Annotated in this window: 19 protein-coding genes; 10 read left to right on the forward strand and 9 right to left on the reverse strand. The window is 66.7% G+C overall.

Annotated features, from left to right (window positions below; genetic code table 11):
* The first annotated feature begins 28 nt into the window (after positions 1-28).
* The 3 genes from BS38_RS0102430 to BS38_RS0102440 are packed head-to-tail and all read left to right on the forward strand — an operon-like array spanning position 29 to position 4,327.
* Entirely contained in the window at positions 29-1,441 is a 1,413-nt protein-coding gene (locus BS38_RS0102430; protein WP_028269362.1) for an SLC13 family permease, read from the forward strand.
* A gap of 58 nt (positions 1,442-1,499) precedes the next feature.
* Entirely contained in the window at positions 1,500-2,762 is a 1,263-nt protein-coding gene (locus BS38_RS24195) for a CaiB/BaiF CoA transferase family protein (protein WP_043437373.1), read from the forward strand.
* A 2-nt stretch (positions 2,763-2,764) separates the two neighbouring features.
* Positions 2,765-4,327 carry a carboxyl transferase domain-containing protein gene (locus tag BS38_RS0102440; RefSeq protein WP_028269363.1) on the forward strand — a complete coding sequence of 521 codons (1,563 nt, stop codon included), beginning with the start codon at positions 2,765-2,767 and terminating at the stop codon, positions 4,325-4,327.
* Here the strand turns inward: BS38_RS0102440 and BS38_RS0102445 are convergent, their stop codons facing one another.
* Complete coding sequence (locus tag BS38_RS0102445) at positions 4,328-5,470, reverse strand: alanine racemase (RefSeq protein WP_028269364.1); 1,143 nt, start codon at positions 5,468-5,470, stop codon at positions 4,328-4,330.
* Positions 5,471-5,524: 54 nt separating this feature from the next.
* Between BS38_RS0102445 and BS38_RS0102450 the strand changes: the two genes are divergently transcribed.
* From BS38_RS0102450 to BS38_RS0102465, 4 genes are all read left to right on the forward strand, one after another.
* Entirely contained in the window at positions 5,525-6,412 is an 888-nt protein-coding gene (locus BS38_RS0102450; protein WP_028269365.1) for a LysR family transcriptional regulator, read from the forward strand.
* A gap of 116 nt (positions 6,413-6,528) precedes the next feature.
* Entirely contained in the window at positions 6,529-7,626 is a 1,098-nt protein-coding gene (locus BS38_RS0102455) for a tartrate dehydrogenase (RefSeq protein ID WP_028269366.1), read from the forward strand.
* A 145-nt stretch (positions 7,627-7,771) separates the two neighbouring features.
* On the forward strand, positions 7,772-9,244 hold the full coding sequence (dctA, locus tag BS38_RS24200) for a C4-dicarboxylate transporter DctA (protein WP_043437377.1): 1,473 nt from the start codon (positions 7,772-7,774) through the stop codon (positions 9,242-9,244).
* A 1-nt stretch (position 9,245) separates the two neighbouring features.
* Positions 9,246-10,400, forward strand: coding sequence for a glycerate kinase (locus BS38_RS0102465; RefSeq protein ID WP_081818783.1), 1,155 nt, complete (start codon positions 9,246-9,248; stop codon positions 10,398-10,400).
* A gap of 24 nt (positions 10,401-10,424) precedes the next feature.
* Here the strand turns inward: BS38_RS0102465 and BS38_RS0102470 are convergent, their stop codons facing one another.
* Genes BS38_RS0102470 through BS38_RS0102480 form a run of 3 tightly spaced genes read right to left on the reverse strand, consistent with a single transcriptional unit; the run spans position 10,425 to position 13,919 of the window.
* Positions 10,425-12,014, reverse strand: a complete 1,590-nt coding sequence (locus BS38_RS0102470; protein ID WP_043437380.1) for an SLC13 family permease — start codon at positions 12,012-12,014, stop codon at positions 10,425-10,427.
* Positions 12,014-12,976 (reverse strand): D-2-hydroxyacid dehydrogenase family protein, encoded by a 963-nt coding sequence (locus BS38_RS0102475; RefSeq protein ID WP_081818784.1) that lies wholly within the window; start codon positions 12,974-12,976, stop codon positions 12,014-12,016. The genes BS38_RS0102470 and BS38_RS0102475 overlap by 1 nt, the downstream gene beginning before the upstream one ends.
* 58 nt (positions 12,977-13,034) lie before the next feature.
* Positions 13,035-13,919, reverse strand: coding sequence for a helix-turn-helix transcriptional regulator (locus tag BS38_RS0102480; RefSeq protein ID WP_028269370.1), 885 nt, complete (start codon positions 13,917-13,919; stop codon positions 13,035-13,037).
* Between the two features lie 131 nt (positions 13,920-14,050).
* On the opposite strand from BS38_RS0102480, the gene BS38_RS0102485 reads away from it, so the two are divergent.
* The 3 genes from BS38_RS0102485 to BS38_RS0102495 are packed head-to-tail and all read left to right on the forward strand — an operon-like array spanning position 14,051 to position 16,049.
* Complete coding sequence (locus BS38_RS0102485) at positions 14,051-14,461, forward strand: (R)-mandelonitrile lyase (protein ID WP_028269371.1); 411 nt, start codon at positions 14,051-14,053, stop codon at positions 14,459-14,461.
* Positions 14,462-14,489: 28 nt separating this feature from the next.
* Positions 14,490-15,347 carry an aldo/keto reductase gene (locus BS38_RS0102490; protein WP_028269372.1) on the forward strand — a complete coding sequence of 286 codons (858 nt, stop codon included), beginning with the start codon at positions 14,490-14,492 and terminating at the stop codon, positions 15,345-15,347.
* 12 nt (positions 15,348-15,359) lie between these two features.
* The gene (locus BS38_RS0102495; protein WP_028269373.1) at positions 15,360-16,049 is read left to right on the forward strand and encodes a flavodoxin; all 690 of its coding nucleotides are present in this window, start codon (positions 15,360-15,362) and stop codon (positions 16,047-16,049) included.
* A gap of 23 nt (positions 16,050-16,072) precedes the next feature.
* Here the strand turns inward: BS38_RS0102495 and BS38_RS0102500 are convergent, their stop codons facing one another.
* The 5 genes from BS38_RS0102500 to BS38_RS0102520 form a co-directional block, all read right to left on the reverse strand.
* A complete protein-coding gene (locus BS38_RS0102500; protein WP_331280037.1) occupies positions 16,073-16,732 on the reverse strand; it encodes a DUF1326 domain-containing protein in 660 nt (219 codons plus the stop codon).
* A 107-nt stretch (positions 16,733-16,839) separates the two neighbouring features.
* The gene (locus tag BS38_RS0102505; protein ID WP_028269375.1) at positions 16,840-17,220 is read right to left on the reverse strand and encodes a VOC family protein; all 381 of its coding nucleotides are present in this window, start codon (positions 17,218-17,220) and stop codon (positions 16,840-16,842) included.
* Positions 17,221-17,494: 274 nt separating this feature from the next.
* Positions 17,495-19,336, reverse strand: coding sequence for a gamma-glutamyltransferase (ggt, locus tag BS38_RS0102510; protein ID WP_028269376.1), 1,842 nt, complete (start codon positions 19,334-19,336; stop codon positions 17,495-17,497).
* A gap of 94 nt (positions 19,337-19,430) precedes the next feature.
* Positions 19,431-20,129, reverse strand: a complete 699-nt coding sequence (locus BS38_RS0102515) for a VOC family protein (protein ID WP_028269377.1) — start codon at positions 20,127-20,129, stop codon at positions 19,431-19,433.
* A complete protein-coding gene (locus tag BS38_RS0102520) occupies positions 20,126-21,385 on the reverse strand; it encodes an MFS transporter (protein ID WP_156037049.1) in 1,260 nt (419 codons plus the stop codon). Before BS38_RS0102520 ends, BS38_RS0102515 begins: the two co-directional genes overlap by 4 nt.
* Between the last annotated feature and the right edge of the window lie 76 nt (positions 21,386-21,461).

The following is a 21,461-nucleotide window of genomic DNA, read 5'->3' on the forward strand; positions in this document are numbered from 1 at the left end:
CCCCAACGATCGATCCGGAGGAACAACGATGTCCGCTCCTGTCCTGTCCATCATCATCCTGGCGGTGATGTTCCTGCTGGCCACTGTGCTCCCGCTCAACATGGGTGCCCTGGCCTTTGTGGGGGCATTCCTGCTGGGCTCGGTTGTCCTGGGGATGTCCACGAACGACATCCTCGCCAACTTTCCCGGCGGCCTTTTCCTGACCATCGTCGGCGTCACCTACCTGTTCGCCATCGCGCAGAACAACGGCACCATTGACCTCATGGTCCGGGGCGCCGTGCGGCTGGTGGGCAGCAAAGTGGCCCTGATCCCGTGGATCATGTTCGCCATCACCGCCGTCATCACTGCTGTCGGCGCACTCTCGCCGGCCGCCGTCGCCATCATCGCCCCGATAGCGCTCAGCTTCGCGGCCAGGCACAAAATCAACCCGCTGATGATGGGCATGATGGTGATCCACGGGGCGCAGGCCGGCGGCTTCTCGCCCATCGCCGTCTACGGCGTCACTGTCAACGGCATCATCGCCAAGACGGAACTGGAAGCCAGCCCCATGGCAATCTTCCTGGCGAGCTTCGTCTTCAACCTCGCCATTGCACTGGTGCTGTTCATCGTTCTCGGCGGAAACAAGGCCGGCTCCTCCGCAGGAGGCCGATTCGTGGAGCAGGCCGCCGAAAAGCGCATGGCCATGAGCGTGGGGGCCCGGACCGCCGGCGTCACCCTGCAGGGCTCGGGCACCGACATTTCCTCCGCCCGCGTCTCCTCCAAGGGCACATCAGGCAACTCCGCGGAAAGCACCACCAACGGTTCAGCCGGGGCCGGCGAAGAGCCGGCGGGCACCCCCCGCGCCTCCGTTCCCCAGCTGGTCACCATTCTTGGCCTGATCGCCCTGGCCGTGATTTCGCTGGGATTCAAGGTTGACGTCGGCTTCGTCTCCATCACCATCGCCATGGTCCTGGCCCTGGTCTCCCCCGCCGCCCAGAAGGGCGCCGTCAACAAGATCAGCTGGTCCACTGTCCTGCTCCTCTGCGGCATGCTCACTTTCGTGGGCGTCCTCGAGGAAGCCGGCACCATCAAGTTCGTGTCCGACGGCGTGGCGCAGCTGGGCATGCCGCTGCTCGCGGCCCTGCTGATCTGCTACATCGGCGCCGTGGTCTCGGCCTTCGCCTCCTCCACCGCCATCCTGGCGGCGCTCATTCCCCTCGCGGTGCCGTTCCTGGCCTCCGGGGAGATCGGCGCCGTCGGGGTCATCGCCGCCCTCGCCGTGGCCTCCACGATCGTTGACGTCTCCCCGTTTTCCACCAACGGCGCTCTGGTGCTGGCCAACGCGCCCGAAGACGTGGACAAGGACAAGTTCTACAAGCAGATCCTGGCCTACAGCGGCATCGTCGTCGTGGCCGGACCCGCCATCGCCTGGCTGGTGATGGTGGTTCCGGGGTGGCTGTAGTCCGCCGGACATCCAGCAGGCGTCAACCCAGAAATCGATGAGCAACAGAAGGAATCCCATGCAGAGCACTGAATCCACGCTCCGGACCGACGGGCCCCTCTCGGGCATCCTCGTGGTGGACCTGAGCCGCGCCCTGGCCGGCCCGCACGCGGGCATGATGCTGGCCGACCTCGGCGCCCGGGTCATCAAGGTGGAAAACCCCGGCACCGGAGACGACACCCGCGGCTGGGGTCCCCCGTTCGTCGGCCCAGAAGACGACCCGCAGGCCACGTACTTCCTCTCCTGCAACCGCAACAAGGAATCCATCGCGTTGGACCTGAAGAACGACGACGGGCGGACAGTGCTGCGCGAACTGCTGGAACGCGCCGACGTCGTCATCGAGAACTTCCGCCCCGGCGTGCTGGACCGGCTGGGCTTCTCCGCCGCGGAAATGCACGCGCTGAACCCGGCACTGGTGATCCTGTCCATCACCGGCTTCGGTCACGACGGGCCGGAATCGCGGCGCAGCGGCTACGACCAGATCCTGCAGGGCGAGGCCGGACTGATGTCCCTCACCGGCTCCGGACCGGACGACCCCCAGCGGGTGGGCGTTCCGATCGCCGACCTCCTGTCCGGCATGTACGGCGCGTTCGGCACCCTCGCGGCGCTGCTGCAGCGCGAACGGACCGGGCAAGGGCAGATTGTGCGTACCTCACTGCTGGCCGCCCTCATCGGGGTGCACGCTTTCCAGGGCACCAGGGCAACAGTGGCCGGCGAAGTTCCGAAGGCCCAGGGCAACCACCACCCCTCCATCGCCCCCTACGGCCTGTTCCACTGCCGGCAGGGACGGGTCCAGATCAGTGTCGGCAGCGAGAAGCTCTGGAACACTTTCGCTTCGACCTTCGGTATCGACGCCTCCCGGCCCGAGTTCGCCAGCAACGCGGAGCGGGTGCGCAACCGCGAGAAGGTCATCGAGGAAGTGGAGAACGCGTTCTCCGATTATGGAGCCGAGGAGCTGCTCACCAAGCTCAACGACGCCGGCATTCCGGCAGGCAAAGTCCGCACCTTGGACGAGGTCTACGCCTGGGACCAGGTCCATTCGCAGGGCCTGGTGATCGACGTCGAGCACAAGCTCCTGGGCACCGTGAGCCTGCCCGGTCCGCCGCTGCGGTTCTTCACCGCCGCCGACACCAACGAAACGACCCTCACCACCCACACGGCCCCGCCCCTTCTGGACCAGGACGGCGATCAGATCCGGCAGTGGCTGGGACTGGCCGCCACCTGGACAGCCGGAACGGAACCCGTCAGCGCACCCGCCCGGATGGAGAAGGAAAGCCGATGACCATGCTGACAGAACAACCGGCCAAACACCTGGACGCCGCCGGACTCATCACCGCTGTGCTCGATCCGGGGTCCTACCGGAGCTGGGACACGCCGGTGCTTGACCCCGCTCCCGGCCCCGAGTACCGGCAGGAACTGGCTGCCGCCCGCGCCAAAACCGGCGTGGACGAATCCGTCCTCACCGGCGAAGGCCGCATCCGGGGCCGGCGGGTAGCTGTCATCGTCAGCGAGTTCCGCTTCCTGGCCGGATCCATCGGGCTCGCAGCCGCGGAACGCATCGTCACCGCCGTCGAACGGGCAACACGCGAGGGACTGCCGCTCCTGGCCGGCCCGGCGTCCGGCGGCACCCGCATGCAGGAAGGCACCATCGCCTTCCTCTCCATGGTGAAAATCAGCGCTGCCGTCCGCGCCCACCGCCAGGCCGGGCTGCCCTACCTCGTCTACCTGCGGCATCCCACCACAGGAGGGGTCATGGCGTCCTGGGGATCGCTCGGCCACATCACCGTGGCCGAGCCCGGCGCCCTGCTCGGCTTCCTCGGACCGCGGGTCTATGAGGCCCTCCACGGCACACCGTTTCCCGAGAACGTCCAGGTGGCTGAGAACCTGTTCGACAAGGGCCTGATCGATGCGGTGGTCCCGCCCTGGCAACTGTCCGACGTCGTGGACCGCGCCTTGAGCATCCTGGTCCCGGGCGCGCACCCGCGGCCCGCGCCGCCGCGCACGCTGGCCGTCAAGCCGTCCGACGCCGGCGCCTGGGAATCGATCGAAATCTCGCGGAACGCCCGCCGACCGGACCTCCGCCAGCTGCTCGCCTACGGCGCCCGCGATGTGCTGCCCCTCAACGGCACCGGGCAGGGGGAAAAGGACCCCGGCCTGCAGCTTGCCCTGGCGCGCTTCGGCCAGGAATCCTGCGTGGTCATCGGCCACACCCGGCCCCGGCCGTCGCGGCAGACGGCGATGGGACCGGCGTCGCTCCGGGAAGCGCGCCGCGGCATGCGCCTGGCTGAGGAGCTGGGGCTGCCGCTGCTGACGGTCATAGACACGGGCGGCGCAGCGCTGTCGAAGGAGGCCGAGGAAGGCGGGCTGGCCGGAGAGATTGCCCGGTCACTGCACGACATGATCGGGCTCAACTCCCCCACCGTTTCAGTCCTGCTCGGCCAAGGGGCCGGAGGAGGGGCGTTGGCACTTCTGCCCGCAGACCGGACCATCGCCGCCCAGCACGCGTGGCTGTCGCCGCTGCCGCCCGAAGGCGCCAGCGCCATCGTCCACCGGAACACCGGCTTCGCCCCGGCCATGTCCGCGGCGCAGGGCGTCAACGTTGCGGCCCTCTACAGGAACGGCCTGGTGGAACACATCGTGGACGAACGGGGCGACGCCGAACACAACCGTGCGGAACACAACCGTGCCGAACACGGGGACGCCTCGCTTGAGCCAAGAGGATTCTGCCAGCGCATGGGACAGGCCATCGAGTACGAGCTCGCCACCTTGTCGGCCGCCGGTCCCGGCGAACTGCTGCCGCTGCGGCTGGCCAAGTACCGGAACCTGGGAAGCGTCATCGCCGGCTGATTACCGCCTCGGCGCCATCAGGGAGGACCGGTGGAAATCCGTGTGCCACACCTCGATCTCCCGTCCGTCTCCGTCGGTGACAACGTATTCGGGCCAGCGGTCGAAGGCGGAGCAGGGATGGGAGATGCCGAAGTCCACCAGGTCGGTGACGTCCAGGCCGGTCACGCCGGTGAGGACTGCGTGGTGGTCATAGAGGTTGCGCACCACAGCCGTTGCCCCGCCCTTCGGGGCACCGTCAGCGGTGTGGACCGCCAGGACCACCGGCAGCCCTGCGTCGTAAGGCAGGTCCCGCTTGCCGGCGCCGACGACGGCGATCCCGTCTTCGGGGGTGGACAGCACCGCGGCGCGGACGGTCAAGGCCGGCAACAGGCCCGGCACCGGGCTGACACCGGCGTAGGTGCCGTGATCGTGGGTGACGTAGCAGCCGGACCGGAGGAGCCTCCGCGTTCCCGGCACCTGGCCGGGTTCCGGCAGGAACTCAACCACACGGTCCGGAAAAGCCGATCCGCCCATGGAGTAGACGGGGGCTGCCGTTTCGAAGTACGGGGCCACGTCCAGAAACACCTGCCGCACCAGCCGGCAGTGCCGGTCAACGGCCGAGACAGTGTCCTCCGCACGACTGTTGGGCACCACCCCCTCGTAGCCGGCAACTCCAACGAGCCTGAGTCCCGGCGCGGCGCGGACCAGCCCGGCGAGGCGGACAGCCTCCCCGAGGCTGCGGACCCCCGTGCGTCCGCCGGGCGTCCCGACGTCGAGCATCACCTCAAGGGGGACGTTCCCTGCAGCGGTGAACACCTGCGCCGCGGCATTGATGCCCGCCTCGGAGTCCACGAAGCAGCGGATTTCCCGCCCGGGGTCCTCCTCCAGCCACGCCCGTATGCGGCTGAGGCCGTCCCGGTCGACCACCTCGTTGGCGATGAGGACATGATGGTGCCCCCAGCCCAGCACTGCAGCGACCTGGTCCACGGTGGCAACCGTGACGGCGGCTGCCCCGGCCGCCACCTGGCGGCTGATGATCGGCGCGGACATGGTGGTCTTCACGTGCGGGGCAAGGTCCACCTGCCGCTCCCGGCACCAGGACGCCATGACACGGATATTGTTTTCGAGGGCAACGGCATTGAGCCTGAGCTGCGGATACGGCATGGTCGATTGTCACGGGCGTAGGCTGTCAGGACCAAATTTCGCGAAAGGGCCGGAGTGGACACACGAAAGCTGAAGTACTTCCTGGCCGTTGTTGACCATGACGGTTTCAACCGCGCGGCAGAGCACCTCCTGATCGCCCAGCCCTCACTGTCCCAGACCATCGCCGGCCTGGAAAAGGACCTCGGCGTGCCGCTCTTCCACCGGATCGGCCGCCGGGCGGTGCTCAGCGAGGCCGGCAAGGAACTCGTAGGGCCGGCACGCCTGGTGATGCGGGACCTCGACGCTGCGCAGTCCGCGGTGCAAGCGTTGCGGGGCGTGCGCAGCGGCCGGCTGGACATCATCACCATGCCCTCCCCCGGCATCGAACCGCTGACCTCGATGATCGCCGGCTTTACCCGGCTGCACCCCTCGGTCCGGCTCAACGTCAGCGCCGCCTTCACACCCGAGGAAGTCATTGAATCGGTCCGAACCGGCAGCACCGAAATTGGACTGGCCGGTTCCTCAACGCCCATCCGGGTCCCGGGGGTGCAGGTCCTGGAGCTCGAACGCCAGCCCCTGATCCTGATCGTGAACCCGCAGGCCGATACGTTCAACCCGGGAACGGCGATCCAGCGGGAGGACCTCGGCGGGCACCGCCTGATAGCCAGCCAGCGCGGATCGCTGATGCGCTGGCTCGTGGACGACGCGCTGGCGCACGGCGTCAACGTGGAGATCGTCGTCGAGGTGGCGCACCGGACCTCGATCCTGCCGCTGGTACTTGCCGGTGTGGGCCATGCGGTGATGCCTTCGTCCTGGGCTCCGACGGCCCACAAGGCCGGGCTGCGGACACTTCTCATCGAACCCGTGTCCCACCTCGATGTTGCCATCCTGAGCCGGAAGGAAGACCTGACACCGGCCGCCCGCGCCTTCCTGGAGGTCGCGGAACTGCACGCCGATCAATAGGCTCAGCCTATTTGCCGTATCGAATCTTGGTCTTGGACGCCGAATACACCCAAGCCTTCTACTTGAAGAGGAAGGCAGTGTGACGCTGCTAACAGACTCAACGAGGAGGTAGGCACATGAGCGCCACCCAGAAATTCAGCATCGCTTCAATCCCCGCAGACGGAGTCGGCAAGGAAGTTGTCTCCGCCGGCCGCCGCGTCCTGGACGCCCTGGCAGCCAACTCCAACGGCAGGTTCGCCTTCGAATGGACCGAGTTCCCCTGGGGCTGCGGCTACTACGAAAAGACCGGCCAGATGATGGACCCCAAAGGCCTGGAAGCCCTCAAGGACTTCGACGCCATCTACTTCGGCGCAGTGGGATGGGAGAACGTTCCGGACCACATCAGCCTCTGGGGCCTCCGCCTGAACATCACCCAGAACTTTGACCAGTGGGCCAACATCCGCCCGGTGAAGTTCCTTCCGGGCATCCAGTCCCCGCTCCGCAAGGCCGACAACACCGAACTCGACTGGGTCGTTGTCCGCGAAAACAGCGAAGGCGAGTACGCCGGCCTCGGCGGACGCAACCTCAGCGGCCGCGGCCCGGGCAACGAGGTGGCCCTGCAGACGGCCCTGTTCACCGAAAAGGGCTGCGAGCGCATCATGCGCTTCGCCTTCGACCTCGCCCGGACCCGCACGGTCAAGAAGGTCTCGTCCGTCACCAAGTCCAATGCACAGCAGTACGGCATGGTCCTCTGGGACGAAACCTTCCAGCGCGTAGCCCTGGACTACCCGGATGTGGCCACCGAAAGCGTCCTGGTCGACGCTATGAGCGCCAAGTTCATCCTCAAGCCGGAAGACCTCTCCGTTGTGGTCGCATCGAACCTGAACGCCGACATCCTCTCGGACCTGGGCTCGGCACTCGCGGGCAGCCTGGGACTGGCGGCCAGCGCAAACCTGAACCCGGAGCGCCGCTTCCCCTCCATGTTCGAACCGGTCCACGGTTCCGCACCGGACATCGCCGGCAAAGGCATCAGCAACCCGATCGGCGCAATCGCCAGCGCCGCCCTGATGCTGGACCACTTCGGCCTGCACGAGGAAGCCCGTCTGGTCGAAGCCGCCATTGAGCAGACCACGGCCGCCGGACTTCTCACCCGCGACGTCGGCGGCGACGCCAACACCGACGACGTCACCGAGGCAATCATCGAAGCCCTCACCCACACCCTGGCTGCCGTCTAGCCAGGACTCGCGACCAGCCGGCTCCGTCCCGGCGGTCAGGCACGGCCCGGAATGGACGGCGGTTCACCACACCGCCGCCGTCCATTCCGTCGTGCTCTCACACAACAAGCACCCTCCAGCTACATTCCACAACGAGGTAGGAATCATGGAACACATCACCACCGCCGGCGCTGCGGCCCCAGCCAAAAAGCCGTCAGCGCAGGACAAGCCACAAAAAACCCGCTGGTACCGGCAGCTGTACTTCTGGGTTCTGACAGCCATCCTCATCGGCATCCTCGTCGGCTGGCTCGCCCCCACGGTCGGCATCGCCATGGAACCCATCGGCACCACCTTCGTGAACTCGATGAAAATGCTCATCGGCCCGATCGTGTTCCTGACGATCGTCGGCGGCATCGCCAGCGTCGCCGACCTCAAGAAAGTCGGCATGACAGGGCTGAAGGCCCTCACCTACTTCCAGGTCGGCACCATCTTCGCCATGATCTTCGGCCTGGTCGCCATCAACATCTTCCGCCTCGGCGACGGCGTCAACGCGGACGCCAGCAGCATCAAGACCTCGGATTCCGCGGCCAAACTCATCGACGCCGGCGCCCACCAGGAATGGTGGCAGTTCCTTACGCACATCATTCCCAACAGCATCATCGGGCCCTTCGTTGAGGGCGACATCCTCCAGATCATCTTCATCGCCGTCGTCTTCGGCATCGCCCTGAACGCCATGGGCAAGGTCGGGGCCCCCGTCCTGGACGGCGTGCAGCGCCTGACCGGGGTCATGTTCAAGATCCTGGGCTTCATCATGAAGGCCGCCCCGATCGGAGCTTTCGGCGCGATGGCCTACGCCGTGAGCAAGTACGGAGTCTCGTCCCTGACCAGCATGGGCGGCCTGATCGCGCTCTTCTACGTCACGTCCATCCTCTTCGTGGTGGTCATCCTGGGATCGGTGATGGCCTTCCTGAAGCTGAACATCTTCACGATGATCCGCCACCTCAAAGAGGAATACATGCTCATCCTGGGCACCTCCACCGCGGAACCGGCCCTCCCCGGCCTGATGCGCAAGCTGGAGCATGCCGGCGTCAAGAAGGAAACGGTCGGACTCGTCGTCCCCACCGGCTACAGCTTCAACCTCGACGGCGCCGCGATCTACCTTTCCCTTGCCGCCCTCTACATCGCGCAGGCCACCAACACGGACCTGACCGTCGGCCAGCAGCTCGGGCTCCTCGCGGTCATGCTGCTCACCTCCAAGGGCGCAGCGGGCGTGGCCGGCGGCGGCTTCATCGCGCTGACCGCCACGCTCACCACGATCGGCACCATCCCGGCAGCCGGCATCATGCTCATCTTCGGCATCGACAAGTTCATGTCCGAATGCCGGGCCTTGGTGAACTTCACCGGCAACGCCGTCGCCACACTCTTCATCGCCTGGTGGGACCGCACCCTTGACGCGGACCGCGCCCGGCGGGTCTTCGCCGGCGAATCCGTCGAGCCCATGCCTGCCGAAGACCCCGTCCACCTCGACGAAGTCACCGACCTCGACGACGACCTCACCGAATATGGCCACCATGCACCGAAGCACACCACCGACGTGAATGCTGCCGACCGCCGCCCCGCCTACTCGGAATCCATCTGACATGACCAACGCAACCGCCCCGAAGACCGTGCGAACGCTCATCGCTCCCGACAAGTTCAAAGGCAGCCTTACTGCCGGCGAGGTGGCCGAGGCCCTGGCCTCCGGACTACGTGCCTCGGCCGGGGCGGGGGTCGGGACGGTCCATTGCGAACTGCTCCCGCTGGCCGACGGAGGTGACGGCAGCGTCGACGCCGCCGTCGCCTCCGGCTTCACCCGGCGCCACTATACGGTGGCGGGGCCGACCGGCCAGCATGTGCCGGCGAGCATAGCGTTCGACGGCGTCACCGCCGTCGTCGAGGTTGCCAACACCTGCGGACTGGGGCTCCTGCCCGACGGAAAGCTGGAGCCGCTGGATGCCTCCAGCAGGGGCTTCGGCGAAGCAGTCCTGTTCGCCCTCAGCCTGAACCCGGACAGGATCGTGCTGGCCCTGGGCGGCAGCGCCAGCACCGATGGCGGCATGGGAATGCTCACCGCCCTCGGATACAGCTTCCGTGACGCGGAAGGCCGCCAGCTTTACGGCAGCGGCCGCGCGCTGGCCCGGATCCACTCCATCCGCCGGACTGCCCTCCCCGAACTGGCGGACACCGAGCTCATCGTCGCCAGCGATGTCCACAATCCATTGCTCGGCGCCCAGGGCGCACCGGCAGTGTTCGGCCCCCAGAAGGGTGCCGGACCTGACGACGTCGCTTTGCTCGACAAGGGCCTGGAGCACTTCGTCAGCAGGATGACCTCAGCCGGCTTCGAGGACGCTGCGTCCAGGGCAGAGCATGACGGGGCCGGAAGTGCCGGAGGAATCGGCTACGCCTGCCTCCTGCTGGGAGCAACGCAGGTATCCGGTGCGGACTACTTCCTGGACCTGCTGGACTTCAACTCCCGCAAGGAGCACTGCGACGTCGTCATCACGGGCGAGGGCAGCATCGACGAACAGACCCTGGCCGGGAAGCTGCCCGCCGCCGTCGCCCGCCGCTCAGGAACCCGGCCCATCATCGCGGTCGCCGGACGCTCCCTCCTCCCCCGGGAGCGGTGGCAGGAAATGGCCCTGGCCCGTGTCTACACGCTCGCCGAGTACACCGACCAGGACTCGTCGAAGGACCCCGAGTTGTCGGCGGCGCTGCTCCGCCGGATCGGACAGGACATCGGCGCGACCCTCCGGTGACCCCACGCCGGCCCGTGCACCGGGCTACCGGCCGATCCCGGTGATGGCCACCATCACCGGGACGATGCCGATGATCAGGAGCGCACCGGCGATGTCGAAGACCAGCCCGGTGCGGATCATCCTGATGATCGGCACCGCGCCGGAACCGTACACGATCGCGTTTTGCGGTGTTGAGACAGGCAGCATAAACCCGAAGGAGGCGGCGAAGGTGGCGGCCAGGGCGGGCACGAACGGATCCAGCCCCATGGCGGTGCACAGCGGAATGACGATGGGCACCACCACCGCCGCGGATGCTGTGTTGCTGGTCGTCTCCGAGACGAGGACGGCCAGAATGGCGGAGAAAGCGGTAACCGCGACCACGTTAGTGACGTTCAGGTTCCGGGAGGCTGCGGTGCCGATGGTCTCCGCCAGCCCGGTGGCGGCGAGGAGCGAGCCGAAGATGATGCCGGTGCCGAAAAGGATGATGGTGCCCCAGTCGATCCGGGCGGCGTCCGACCAGTTGAGCGTGGCCCGGCGTTCCTTCCAGTTCGTGGGCAGGATGAAGAGCAGGGAAGCCCCCAGAACGGCCACGATGCCCTCGTCCAGCCGGTCGTCCAGCAGAACGTAGACATCAGAGTCCGTCCCTGTGACAAGCCCGGCCGCGGCCGGCAGCAGCCAGAGCGTGACGGTGAGGCCGAAGGCGATCAGGGTGTTCACTTCAGCCCTGGACATCCTGCCGTGGGCGGTCCGCTGTTCGCGGATGTACTCCTCGACGCCCTCGATCCGGCGGACCTCCGGTTTGTTGAGCAGGAACATGACCAGGGCCAGGACCGCGAACATGGCCAGGCAGAGCGGGGCCGCGGCAGCTGTCCACTGGGCGAAGGAGATGCGTTCCCCGGTGGCCTCCTCGATGAGTCCCCGCCCGATGAGGTTGGGCGGTGAACCGACCGGCGTGAGCAGGCCCCCGACGCTGGCGCCGTAGGCCAGCATCAGCATCAATGCCGCACCGACCCGCAGGCGCAGCGGGTCAAAGTCGGCCCTGACTATGCCGCGGTCCTGCATTAGCTGGCCGATGACCGCGAGGATGCCCAGTGCCGTGGGCATGAGCATGGCCACGGTTGCCGTGTTGGACACGAACGCGGACAGCAGGCAGGTGATGACGCCGAAGGCGATGATCACGCGGTAGGTGGACGTGGCCACGCCGGGGAGGGAGAGCACGGCGAACGCAAGCCGTTGGGCGATGCCGTGTTTGAGCATCGCCTGGGCGAGGATGAACGCGCCGATGAAGGTGAAGATCGTCGTCGACCCGAACGGAGCCAGGACGTCAGCGGCCGGAGCGACGCCGAGTATCACCACGGCGGCCACTCCCAGCAGGCCTCCGACGGGGATGGGGACGGGCTCACAGATCCAGAGGACAATCACGCCCAGCAGAACCGCGGCCAGGAGCTGCTGTGTCCGGTCCATCGTCATCGGGAGGAGCGCGAAGGTGACCGAGGCAGCCGGCGCGAGGAAGAATCCCAGGGTTTGCCGTGCCCGCTCAAATTTCTCTTCCTTGGGAGAAAGTTTCTGCTCGCTCAGGCTTCGGAACGTCTTTCCGCCGAGCAGGGCGGCGCGGACGTCGGTTCGTTCCGTCATCAGCGGTGCAGGGCAGTCAGCAGCCGGACAGGACTTCCCCGGAGCCAGGCCGTGACGTCTTCGAACGCGCCGCCGTAGAACTCCCGGTAGCTTTGCTCCGTGACGTAGCCCAGATGTGGTGTCAGGACAGTCCGTGGTGCGGACAGGAGCCGGTGGCCCGCGGGCAGAGGCTCGAGGTCGTAGACATCAAGCGCTGCCCCGCCGAGCCAGCCTTCGTGCAGCCCCCGGATGAGGGCGTCTTCGTCGACCAGGGGCCCGCGCGAGGTGTTGAGCAGCACGCCCCGGGCTCCCAGGAGACGGAGTTCCTGTTCGCCGACAACGCCCCGCGAGCGTTCCGAAAGCCGCACATGCACCGACACCACATCCGACTCCCGGAAGAGTGTGTCCTTGCTGACCCTCCTGACGCCCACCTCGCCGGCCGCCTCGGCCGTGAGGTTGGGGCTCCAGGCGATGACGTCCATGCCGAACGCCTGTCCGTAGGCGGCGACGCGGCGCCCGATCTTGCCCAGGCCCAGGACACCCAGGGTCTTTCCTGCGAGCTCAAATCCCACGGTGGACTGCCAGTGCCCGTCCCGGAGGCGCCGGTCCTCAAACGGTATGCTCCGGGCAAGCGCGAGCAACAGGGCCCACGTCAGTTCCGGGGCTGCGGTTGGAGAACCGCCGGTCCCGCAGACGGCTATGCCCAGCTCCTCCGCCGCGGGAATGTCGATGGACTGATTGGCCATCCCGGTGGTCACCAGCAGTTTGAGTCCGGGTAGTTGCGCCAGCCGCTCGCGGCCGAACGCGGTCCGTTCCCGCATGGCGATGATGATGTCGAAGCCGCGCAGGCTGGCGACGACGTCGGCATCGTCCTTCAGGGGCCGGTCGAAGAAGGTGACGCTGACGCCGTCGGCGGCAAGCTGCTCCCAGGACGCGTAATCCCGGGCGACAGACTGGTAATCGTCCAGGATGGCGAGGCGCATGGAGGAATCCTTCGGCATAGGCAGCGTGCGGTCAATGCTGTCAGGCTACCGTTTCTGATCATCCCGCTGGCGGTTTAGCTGCCGAGGGTTCACTGGTGCTGCTGTTGGTGGTGCTCCAGCTGGCGAGAAAATCCAGTTGGTCCTGGGCGTGGCTGCCGGCCTCGGCGGTGTAGGCGATCAGTGTCAGTCCTTCGCCGGGGAGCTCGAGGGCGTCGCCGGTGAGTTCGATGTCGCCGACCAGAGGGTTGTGCATGGTTTTGCGGGCCGTGCGGTGGAAGCGGACGTTGTGCCGGGCCCATCGCGTGGAGAACTCGGTGCTGCCGGCGGCGAGGTCGCCGATGAGGTGGTTAAGGGCCCGGTCACGCGGACTCCGGCCGGATTCGGCGCGCATGGCCGCGGCGAAGTCGTCGGCGAGGGTTTCCCAGTCAACGAAGAAATCGCGGGAACGCGGGTCCAGGAACATGAACCGCGCCAGGTTCAGCGGCAGGGTGGCGGGGCTGAGGATGTCCGTGTAGAGGGCGTAACAGAGGTTGTTGGCGGCCACGACGTCCATGCGGGAATTTCGGACATAGGCAGGCGTTCCGGTCATCCCGGCCAGGAGCCGTTCGATGCTGGGGCGCAGTTCAGTCCGTGCCCGCCGGACACCGGATGACGGGGCCGGAGCGGCGGCTTTGGCGAGGTCGAACAGGTGGGCGCGCTCCGCCTCGTCGAGCTGCAGGGCGCGGGAGAGGGAGTCGAGAACGGACTCGGACACTCCGCGCAGGTTTCCGCGTTCGAGGCGGGCGTAGTACTCGGTACTCACTCCGGCGAGCATGGCCACTTCCTCGCGCTTGAGTCCGGCCACCCTCCGGGTTCCTCCGTAGGCGGGCAGCCCGGCCTGGGCAGGGGTGATGTGCGACCGCCGGCTCCTGAGGAACTCGCGGACGTCTTTCGTAGTGTCCATGCCTCTACGCTACGGCGGGAAGGGCCGCCCTAACAGGAACTGCCAGTACACCGCACAGCAGAGACTCCCACGCGGGCAACGGGACTGGTTTTCTTGAATCAGCAGCTTCACGCCTATCCAAGGAGCACACCGTGCATCTCGCAGTTCCCGGTCCCACGTCCAAGGGGCCCGCCGATAAATTCACCAGCGACGTGTACCTCAACGCGCTGCATGCCGGCGAACAGCCCTCCCGCCTGAGATCGGCCATGGTGCGGTTTTCTCCCGGAGCCCGCACACACTGGCACTCGCACCCCGTCGGCCAGACCCTGCACTGCACAGACGGCATGGGACTGGTGGCGAACCGAGACGGTGAGGTCATCCTCCTGCGTGCCGGAGACACCGTGCACACCCCGGCCGGGGAGGAACACTGGCACGGCGCGACGCAGGACAGCCTGATGTGCCACCTGGCCCTGGTGGAGCACGAATCCGGTCAAACCGCGACGTGGCTGGAACCCGTCACGGAGCTCGAATACCAGGCCGCCCAGTCCAAACACACCCGCTAACTCCACCGAACAACGCTAAGGAATCTCAGTGAAAAGTGTCACCCTCAACAACGGCGTCGAAATGCCGATCCTGGGCTTTGGTGTCTTCCAAATCGCCGAAGAGGAAACCCAGACCGCGGTCGAAGCGGCCCTGGCCGCCGGATACCGGCATCTGGACACCGCCGCGTCCTACGGTAACGAAGCAGCCGTCGGCGCGGCCATCAAAGCCAGCGGCATCGCCCGCGAGGACCTGTTCGTCACGACGAAACTCTGGATCCAGCACGCACCCGCGGGCAGCGTCTATGACGACAGTCGGCGCTCCTTCCATAACTCGCTTCAACGGCTGGGCCTGGATTACGTGGACCTCTACCTGATCCACCAGCCCTTTGGGGACTACTACAGCGAATGGCGCGCCATGCAGGACCTGAACAAGGAAGGCCGGGCCCGTGCCATTGGTGTCTCGAATTTCCACCCTGACCGGCTGGTGGACCTGATCGACCACAACGAGATCGTTCCGGCAGTGAACCAGATCGAGACCCACCCCTTCCACCAGCGGGCCGCCGATCAGGAACTGATGCGCGGGCGCGGGGTCCAGATCGAGTCCTGGGGGCCGTTCGCCGAAGGCAAGAACAACCTCTTTTCCGATCCTGTCCTCAGCGCTATCGCGGCTGCCCACGGCAAGTCGGTCGCGCAGGTGGTGCTGCGCTGGATGATCCAACGCGACGTCGTCGTGATCCCCAAATCCGTCCGGCCGGAGCGCATGGCCCAGAACCTCGACGTCTTCGGTTTCACCCTGACCGATGAGCAGATGAACCAGATCACCGCCCTGGACACCGGTGCCAGCCTCTTCTTCGACCACCGCGACCCGGCCATGGTCAGTTGGCTGGGCGGGCGCCGGTACAGCTAACGCAGGACACCCATGAGCACCCCTCTGTTGAACATCAGCCGGCGGTCCGCCCTTCGCGGGGCGGCCGCCGGCCTGACCGGAGCCCTGCTGACCGTCGGAACAGCAGGCTGCACTCCAGGAAGAGACACCACAGTGGCCTCCACGCCATCACAGGCGCCAGCCGGTCCCCCGCAGAGCAGCCGGCGCATACTGTTGGCCTACTTCTCCCGGGCAGGCGAGAACTACTACTACGGAGGCCGTACAAACCTCGACGTCGGCAACACCGAAGTGCTCGCTGGCATGATCAGCGCGCTGGTTCCCTGCGACATGTACCGCATCGAGGCGGCAGACCCCTACCCGGACGGGTACGACGCCACCGTGGCGCGGAACGTCCGCGAACAAAATGGGGACGCCCGTCCCGCGATCGCCAACCCCCTGCCAGCCATCGACCAGTACGGCTCGGTCATCCTGGCCAGCGGGATCTGGAACGTCAGGGCACCGATGATCATGGCCACGTTCACCGAAAGCTACGACTTCACCGGCAAGACTGTTTTTCCCGTCACCACCCATGCCATGAGCGGACTCGGCACGGCGCCCCGTGACTACAGGGAGTCCTACCCGGGTGCAACGATTGCCGAAGGCCTCGCGGTGAAAGGCGAGGAAGTGCGCGGCGCAGCAACAGACATCAAGGCCTGGCTGCAGGCGACGGGCCTCCTTGCCTGAACAACCGGCTTCGGGCCCGGCACCTATGCCGACCAGGCAAAGGGGGCCGAGAAGGAGTTCTTCCCGGCGTTGTCCCAGGTCATCCCGAACACATCGACGCGGCCGGTGCTGGCGGTGCCGGCTGCCAAGGTGTCGGCAGGAAATCCGATCCCGCTGACTTTCACCCCGAGCTCCGTGCGGTCCATGGGAGACACGAAGTCCTCGACCGCCATGTCCACGGCACTGCCGATCCTGACCCGATGCCGGCGCCCATCGTTGGCGTAGGCCATCTCCAGGGACTCCATGCCGGCCATCTCACCGATCAGGGCGGCCAGATTCTCCATCGGCCCGCCAAGCTGTCCGCCGAAGACCGCGCCCAGCGCCTCGGCCTGCCCGGCTGAGGCGGCTGCGTCCATCAGGAGTCCGACCTTCCAGCCTCCGCCACCCATCAGGGCGGGTGTGTCGGCGACGACGCAGACGGTGAGGCCGCCGACGTCGACGCCGTTAACGTCGCCGGTGTCCACGTGGAAGGCCAGTGCCACCTGGCAACGATCGTTATCCGCCGGTACGGTCAACCCGGAGGTCGCGCACGGGCAGACCATATCGCAGTTGCAATTCTCGAAATACGTACCCTCTAAACGCCACGACATTTTGCGGCTCCCTTCGAAGTGGTACCCCCCAAAACAAAGTCTCCTCCGGCCCATCACCACGGTCAACGGCTTGAATCGAGCCTGTTGCGGCGATCAGTGAAGCCGCCCGGCGAACATGCAGGTGGCCCCCGGTTTGTGCTGCCGGGGGCCACAGCTTCGAACTATGTGCGCTGGAAGATGTTGAGAATGTTGCCCTCCGTATCCAGGAACCACGCCCCCTTGCCTGTGGGCAAGGTGGCGATGCCGTTCTCAGTCTTCAGGCCCGGGAAGTCGTATTCCTCGAAGGTAGCTCCGCGGCCCCGCAGCTCTTCGACCTCGGCTTCGAGGTTGTCCGTCATCCAGCCCAGCTGGGTGTTCTTTGCGGTGCCCGCGTTGTCGGACTGGTACAGCAGGAAAGCTGTTCCCTTGCCGCAGCGGAACATCAAATTTTCGGCGTCCATGACCTCCGGATCGTCCAGTCCCACGACGTCCCGATAGAAGTCACGTGCCCGGGCGATGTCCTTGGCAGGGAGGACCGCGGCGACTTCACTGTCCTTGAGCATGTCGAATTCTCCTAGTTTGAAGCGATCGAGATGCCCGCCCCGAAGGAGGTGCCTGCGGGGCGGCTGTGCCGGCTCCCGCCGGCTCCCGGCTGTATTGGATGGTCCGGGACGGTGCCGGGGAGGCCTGCGTCGCGGCTAAATCAACAGCCGTCCCTGGGTCTTCCCAGCGTTCATACCGCCATTATGGCCGCTGTTCGGGCTCCCGGATATAGCCAGGAAATAGGAGGCCGACGGCGGGTCTCACTCCCGTCGTCGGCCTCCGGTACGGCTGAACTCACCGCGAAGGTCTGACCACCATCGCGGAGCCGCCGCCGCGCCTCACCGGTTCAGCAGCGGCCACCATGCGGCCGTTCGGCTTGAACTCGATGGCAGTGGCAGCACCGATTTCCGCCGCCGATGTGAAGGCGTCGCCCGATGGCGTGAATTCGTGTCCGAACGGTTTCAGCTGCTCACCGTAGGCCTCGATAAAGCCGGGCTCGGCCGTGACCTTTGCCGTGTTCCGCTGGGCAGCGCGGGGCGCCGCGATGGCCTCCGAGATGTCCATGCCCAGGTCCACGCGGTTCAGGATTGTCTGGAGGACGGTGGTGATGATGGTTGATCCGCCGGGCGAACCGAGTGCCAGGAACGGATCACCGTCCTTCAGGATGATGGTGGGCGACATCGAGGAACGCGGGCGCTTGCCCGGCTGGATGCGGTTCGGGTCGTCCTCCTTGTAGACGGTGCTGAAGTCCGTCAGCTCGTTGTTGAGCAGGAATCCGCGTCCCGGCACCACGATGCCGGATCCCCCGGTCTGCTCGATCGTGAGGGTGTACTCCACTACGTTGCCCCACTGGTCCGCGACCGTCAGGTTGGTCGTGGAGATGTTTTCAGCATCCGTCTCAGCGGCGGGCGCTGCAGCGGCGGCCGGGCACGCGCCGTCGTACGAGGAGATGTCCCCCGGGTCGACGGGCTTCGAAGCAGCCTTGGCCGGGTTGATCCGGCACGAGCGCTCTTTCCCGAACACCGGGTCCGTGAGCTCGTCGGTGGGGACGTTCACAAAGGCGGGGTCGCCCACGTATTTCGCCCGGTCAGCAAAGGCCAGGGCGCTGGCCTCAAGGTAGTGGTGCAGGGCGGCCGGGTTCTTGCCGTTGGCGTTGCCCATCTCCGAAAGGTTGAAAGGCTCCAGGATGTTCAGCGCCTCGCCCACGGTGGTGCCGCCGCTGCTCGACGGCGCCATGCCGAATACGTCCAGGCCCCGGTACTCCACGTGCGTGGGGTCCTGGTCCAGGGCCTCGTAGGCTGCCAGGTCCTTCGTCGTCATGTGGCCGACCGGGACGGGCAGCGTGGTGCCGGCGGTCTTCGGCGGCGCCTTCACTGCGGCGACGATCTCGTCCGCCACGGGGCCTTCGTAGAAGCCATCGGTCCCCTCGTCCGCGAGGAGCTCATACGTCGCGGCAAGGTCGGGGTTCCGGAAGACACTGCCGACGGCGGGCGCGCTGCCGCCGGGGAGGTAGAGGCTGCTCGTGGACGTAAACGCCGCAAAGCGCTTCTCGTTGTCGAGGGTCTGCTGGCGGAAGGTCTCGTCCACCACGAAGCCGCGGGTGGCCACATCGATGGCCGGCTCGAGGGCGTCGCCAAGGTCCAGGGTGCCCCAGCGTTCAAGCGCGCGCTCCCACGTGGCGGGGGTGCCGGGGACGCCGACGGAGACGCCGCTGGTGACGAGCTCGGGGGTGAAGGGGTAGGGCTTGCCTGTCGCGGGGTCGATGAAGGCGTCGTTGGGCATCTTAGCCGGCGCGGTTTCCCGGCCGTCGATGGTGCCGACTTCACCCGTTTTCGCATCGTAGAAGACGAAGTAGCCGCCCCCGCCGATCCCTGCACTGTAGGGCTCGGTCACCCCCAGTGTCGCGGCCGCGGCGACGGCGGCGTCCGCGGCATTGCCGCCCTTGCGGAGCACCTCGATCGCCGCCGCGGAGGCGTCCGGGTCAACGGTGCTGACCGCGCCGCCGTAGCCGGTGGCGGTGGGCTCCTTCTTGACCTCCCGCGGATCAGCGAACGCAGGGTTCATGACGGCGCCGCCCGTCACGCTCATGGCCAGGACCGCCGTGAGGGCGGCAATTCGACGTCTCACCTTAGGCATGATGACTCCCGAGTCAGGGTGGTGCGGAGTGGGGTGATCGCCACGTTACTCCGGCCCGGAGTGACACTCAACACTCAATTGATTGGCCGGGCGTTTAGCCCCTGATGTGCCACCCGTCGAGGACAACAGGGCCACGGGGGGATGCCAGCGTCGCGGTGAGCGGCGACTGCTGCACGGCGTCGGGCGGGATGGTTCCATCGGTCGGGTCATTGTCAACGGACGGAAGCCGGAGCATGTCGGCAGCCTGCAGCGGGATGCCGCGCAGCACCAAGTGCCGCAACGAGAGGGGCGTGGGCGGCAGGTGGGCACACGGATGTTCGCCGTGCCATTCGATCAGGCTGGGCAGTGCGCCCGCGCATTCCAGACGGCCGTCGTCGCGGACCGTGATGCGCCACTTCAACAATCCGTAGGGGGTTTCCCGCTGAGCTGTGAGCAGCTCGCCCGGGTGGAGGGCAAGCTTGGCAAGGTCCTGACAGAGCGTCTCGATCTTGTGCGTGCGAGCCACTGCGTGCACCAGCCGGGGCGAGTCGCGGATGGCCTCGCGCAGTTCCGGGCGGTCAAGCCCGAACCAGCGGACCCTCCCCGGCGGCGGCGCATCGGGATCGATCGCGATGACCTCGAGGTAGCAGCCGGGGAAGTTCTCGCTGCTGATGTCCATGACTTGGTTGTGGGTGCCCATCAAGGGATGCTTGCCGCCCCCGGCGGGCCGGACACCGAACGTTGCTGCGCACCATGCCGCGCCTTGCTCCAGCGAATCGGCGGCGATGACCACGTGATCGATACGGGGGTTCACAACTCGGCCTTGCCGTCGGGGGCGTTGGCCGCATCGGCCGGGGATCCCTGCCGGCGGCTCGCTACCAGGAACGGTACGGCAATCAGCTGGATTGCGCCGCCGATTGCCAGCGAGGCCGCATATCCATAGGCGTCGGCCGCCCGGCCAAGCAGCGGCTGGACCACCACGCCGCCGCTTGAACCAATGAGCGAATCGAAACTAAGCACCGTAGCCCGCTGCTTCGAGGCGATCATGTCGTTCAGGTAGGCCTGCCGCACGGGAACGCCCGCGGCGTCCACCACCGCCCAGAGGGTCAGCAGCGCCAGGGCCGCCCAGAACACGCGGGTGAACCCGAGGACCACCAAAATCACTGCAGCGAATCCGACGCTGATCATCAGCACGGTGGTGCGCTTGCGGACAAGGCGTCGGATCCGGGGCGCCAGCCAGCCGCCGAGAACTTCGGCCCCGGCCACAACAGCCGCGGCGAGCCCCGCCACGGAGTAGGCGCGCGGGTCCCCGAAAAGCTCGAGGAGGTAGGGCTGCAGTGCGTAGAACACATAGATCCCGACGCCGGCATTGAACGGCCCGGCCAGCATCACGTAACGCACGGGCGGGTTCTTCAAACCGTTCTCGATGGAGGCGGCGAGCACGGTACGGACCGCCCGCAAAGGGCCGGCCGAGCGCTCGGGTGTGAACCCGACGTCGTGCATAAGGCGGAACGCCACCAGGAACATGGCCAATAGCACGCCCACACGGATCAGGAAGGGGACGCCCAGGTTGGTGACCTGGGCGATCACGCCCCCGGCCACCGAGCCGACGAGCATCGCAACCCCGGAAACCATCACCCCGCGGCCCAGCACCGCCTCCATCCCGCCTTCATAGCCCTCGAAACGCAAGGCGTCGACGAGCCAGGCCTCCACTGCCCCCGAAAAGAAGGTGAAGCCCAGGCCGAGCAGGACCGACACCAGCGCCCACCACCAGAAAGGGGCCGACAGTTGCCAGAGCAGGTAGTAGAAGTAGGTGGAGACGGCGAGGGTGACCGTGCCGAGGAGGAATGAGACACGGCGCCCCCAACCGTCCGCCACCACTCCGGTGGGCACCTCGAACAGCACCATGCCCACCGTGAAGAAGGCGTTGGCGGCAAAGGCTTCGAGGTTGCTGAGCCCGGCATCCAGCAGGAAGAGCGTGTTGATGCCCCAGATGAACGACGCCGCAACGGTATTGCCCAGCGTCAACGTCAGATAGATGCGCTGAATCTTTCGGGCGCCGGCGCTCATCGCGTTGACGTCCCCGCTAGGGCGAGGTAGGAGCACGAGCCCATTCTCGTCCGGTTAGCCTGCGTGCACCAGTGCA

It is taken from the genome of Arthrobacter sp. UNC362MFTsu5.1, assembly GCF_000685965.1.
GTDB lineage: Bacteria > Actinomycetota > Actinomycetes > Actinomycetales > Micrococcaceae > Arthrobacter.